Consider the following 2,649-nt stretch of genomic DNA (forward strand, 5'->3'; position numbering starts at 1 on the left):
GGCAGGCGGCTGGGGGAAGAGCATCCCCAGCCACCAGCCCGAAGCGTCTGGTCGCTCCTGGCCGTCAAGGCCAAGCCGCTATGCGGTCGCCTGCGGCGAGCCTTGACCGCCATAGCTCCTCAGAGCCTCTCAGAGCGCGTTTCTCTGCCAACCCATGCATACCCATACCAAACCGCCTGAAAACGCCTCCACGGGCCTCCACGGGCCTCCTAGGAGGCTACAGGATGGTCGCGGAGCTATCCGCACGCTCGCCTGCCCCTTTCACTGCCTACCAGTGCCGCTAGGCACTTGTGCCGGCACCTGGTCGTCACCTTGCGCACGGCCTTGATGCCGGTGCTTGGCTCAACCTAGTCCGCGGTTGGTAGGGCCAGCCAAGCGCCGGCCGGTGCGGAGCTGCCATGGGTCGGGCATCGGGTCCGGAGAGAGGGGGCAGGAGGCGCACGGGGTGCGCGCGTAGTTCACCGGTGAACTACCTATCCTGCATTCCCCCCCTCTCGCTCTTCGCCGCACCGCTCCGCGCCTCTCATGGGGGCGCCGTAGCTGGGTTCCTGCGCCTCTAGAGAGCATCCGACGAAGGAGGGCATTTTCAGCCGGAGGGGGAGCCGCCGCGTAGCGGTGGGGGAACCCCGCAGGGGTGCCCCGCAGGGGTGCCCCGCGCCTCGCGCGCGCTTTTTTACTTTTTACTTTTTACTTTTAGGACGGCTGGAGGCCGCGAACGGCGCGGGTTCTAGCATCTAAATGTGGAGGGATTGACGGTTTAATGTGGAGGGATTGACGGTTTAATGTGGAGGGATTGACGGTTTAATGTGGAGGGATTGACGGTTTAATGTGAGAGGCGTAGATTTCTCATAAATAAGGGGGGAGTCATGGACCTAGACCGTCAGCTTGTCGTGAAGTCGAACCACATCATCGAGGCGTCGTACCGCCTCAGCGTTGCAGAGCAGCGTGTCATCCTCTCCGCTATCTCCCAGGTGCGCCGCGACCAGCCAATCACCGACGCGGTGCTGTACAGCGTCACGGCCGCCGAGATAGCGGAGCTGTGCGGTACTGATCCGAAGACGGCTTACCGTGACCTCCAGAGCGCGGCTGAGCGCCTGCAGACGCGCCGAGTGACTCTGATCCTGGAACCGGATGGGGTCACCATTCGCTCCAGACGCCGCCGCGTCACCTGCTGGGTGCAGTCGGTCGATTACATCGACCAGGAGGGCCGCATCGAGCTGCGCTTCGGCAAGGACATCCTCCCCTACCTGACCGGCCTCCAGCGCGAGTTCACACGCTACGCGCTGTCCGACGTGGCCAAGATGACCAGCGCCTATGGCATCCGCCTGTACGAGCTACTGGCGCAGTGGCCAGAAGGCCGCCGAGAGGTCGCCCTGGACGATCTGCGCCGCTGGCTCCAGTTGGAGGATCGCTACCCGCTGATGGCCGACCTGCGACGCTGGGTGATCGAGCCGGCCGTGGAGCAGATCAACGAGCACAGCCCTCTGTCGCTTTCCTGGACGCAACGCAAGACCGGCCGGCGTGTCACGCATCTGGTGTTCGACTTCGGGCCGAAGAAGCCCGCCAAGGCGGTCGCGGTCGGGAAGGCCCCTAGGAAGGCCACAGCGAAGCGCAGGGGCGGCACGCCGACTGACGACGAGATTCGCAACTTGGCGCGTCCTGGTGAGTCCTGGGAGGCCCTCCGCGCCCGCCTGAACCGCGAGGCCGAGGTCACCGACTGAGGTAGACTCCCCGATATCACACCGGAGGCCCCCTATGAGCGCCAAGCTTTCCCCCATCGTGTCCGAGTTCGAGACCGAAGAGCAGGCAGCCAGCTATGACCGCTGGTTCCGCGCCAAGGTGCAGGCGTCGCTGGACGATCCGCGCCCGGGCATCCCGCATGACCAGGTGATGGCCGAAATGGAGGCCATCATCGCCCAGGCCGAGGCTCGCCGCCGAGGCAACGCCTGATGCTGCCGATCATCTGGCGCAGCAGCGCCAGAGCCGACTTGGCAGAAATCATCCGCTACATCGCCAACGAAGATCCCCAGGCCGCTCGCCGGCTCAAGGATCGCCTGGAGTCGGCCGTGCTGCCCCTGGCCGAACACCCCTACCTGTACCGCTCCGGGCGCGTGCCAGGCACTCGCGAGGTGGTGGCTCACCCAAACTACGTTCTGGTCTACCGGGTGACTGCCGAACGGATCGAGGTCGTGAACGTCCTGCACGCCCGGCAGGAGTACCCCTAGACCATACTGGCTGGGGCCATCCTGCAGCTCTTTCGACTCGTAGAGGCGCAGGGTTCGGGTTTCAAAGGGGCACCCTTTGGCTCGCGGATGTGTATACATCCCTGGCGTGCCTGTGCTCTATCTAGCTCTTGAGCCATGACAGTGATCTGGGTGCTACGTAGGTCGTTTATTGGCTGTTTGTAGGCTATTTATGGGTTTTTTGTTGGTTGTTTATCCAGAGGGCATCGAGCGCGTCATTGCGACCTACGGGCCACAAGCCCGCGAGATATTCACGTGCTCCTAAGCGCCTCCGGCGGCCCTTCGGGGACTGCTCGCCGCGAGGCAGGCGGCTGGGGGAAGAGCATCCCCAGCCACCAGCCCGAAGCGTCTGGTCGCTCCTGGCCGTCAAGGCCAAGCCGCTATGCGGTCGCCTGCGGCGAGCCTT

3 protein-coding genes are annotated in these 2,649 nt (G+C 64.3%); all 3 read left to right on the top strand.

All coding sequences use genetic code 11. The annotated features are described in order from the left end of the window. Window positions 1–866 precede the first annotated feature (866 nt). Genes ACYVD0_RS05495 through ACYVD0_RS05505 form a run of 3 tightly spaced genes read left to right on the top strand, consistent with a single transcriptional unit; the run spans window position 867 to window position 2,225 of the window. Window positions 867–1,721 carry a replication initiation protein gene (locus ACYVD0_RS05495; RefSeq protein ID WP_460425874.1) on the top strand — a complete coding sequence of 285 codons (855 nt, stop codon included), beginning with the start codon at window positions 867–869 and terminating at the stop codon, window positions 1,719–1,721. A gap of 34 nt (window positions 1,722–1,755) precedes the next feature. Next, a complete protein-coding gene (relB, locus tag ACYVD0_RS05500) occupies window positions 1,756–1,950 on the top strand; it encodes a type II toxin-antitoxin system RelB family antitoxin (RefSeq protein WP_460425875.1) in 195 nt (64 codons plus the stop codon). Next, the gene (locus ACYVD0_RS05505) at window positions 1,950–2,225 is read left to right on the top strand and encodes a type II toxin-antitoxin system RelE/ParE family toxin (protein ID WP_460425876.1); all 276 of its coding nucleotides are present in this window, start codon (window positions 1,950–1,952) and stop codon (window positions 2,223–2,225) included. Before relB ends, ACYVD0_RS05505 begins: the two co-directional genes overlap by 1 nt. Window positions 2,226–2,649 lie beyond the last annotated feature (424 nt).

The organism is Azotobacter armeniacus, from assembly GCF_054779355.1.

Bases quoted from the DNA above. Each gene is read 5' to 3' on its own strand.
- ACYVD0_RS05495 (WP_460425874.1), top strand. From the start codon at position 867: ATGGACCTAGACCGTCAGCTTGTCGTGAAGTCGAACCACATCATCGAG.
- relB (WP_460425875.1), top strand. From the start codon at position 1,756: ATGAGCGCCAAGCTTTCCCCCATCGTGTCCGAGTTCGAGACCGAAGAG.
- ACYVD0_RS05505 (WP_460425876.1), top strand. From the start codon at position 1,950: ATGCTGCCGATCATCTGGCGCAGCAGCGCCAGAGCCGACTTGGCAGAA.